This is a genomic window from Paracoccus sp. (in: a-proteobacteria) (genome assembly GCF_030536915.1).
Taxonomy (GTDB): domain Bacteria; phylum Pseudomonadota; class Alphaproteobacteria; order Rhodobacterales; family Rhodobacteraceae; genus Paracoccus.
Window position 1 is genome coordinate 1684 of record NZ_JAUNPC010000197.1, and the last position, 411, is coordinate 2094.

Annotated in this window: 1 protein-coding gene; it reads right to left on the reverse strand. The window is 61.8% G+C overall.

Annotated features, from left to right (window positions below; all coding sequences use genetic code 11):
- Positions 1 to 248, reverse strand: a 248-nt coding sequence (locus Q4F04_RS15670) for a transposase (protein ID WP_303370717.1), incomplete at its 3' end; no start/stop codon positions are given.
- Positions 249 to 411 lie beyond the last annotated feature (163 nt).

Below are 411 nucleotides of genomic sequence, written 5' to 3' on the forward strand. Positions count from 1 at the left end.
GCGTGGCTGACGCCGTGTTGCCTCGCGACATTCGCCACCCTCTCGCCCGGCATCAACGTCTCCGTGACGACGCAGACCTTCACCTCGTCCGGCGACCTCCGGTTCCGACGGCTACGTCTGCCGAACGGGAGAACCTCTAATCTAGGCTCCGTGGATAAACTCCGACCCAACCACAGTCGCCCAATGATCCTATCAGGATGACGGCATAAAGGTTGGGCCGGGACAGCGCTTACGAAGATGGACAGCACAGTCTGTTACCTCGGCGTTGAGACTGAGGACGCGTCGAGCCTCTTCAAAGGTATCGACCTCTGAGCACCAACCAACCCGCATGCTCTGCGCTGGTCGGCCCATTGCCGACAGTCGTCCCGAGCCTCGCCTAGCAGTGCGACTTCCCCGAAGCCGGCCTTCGTG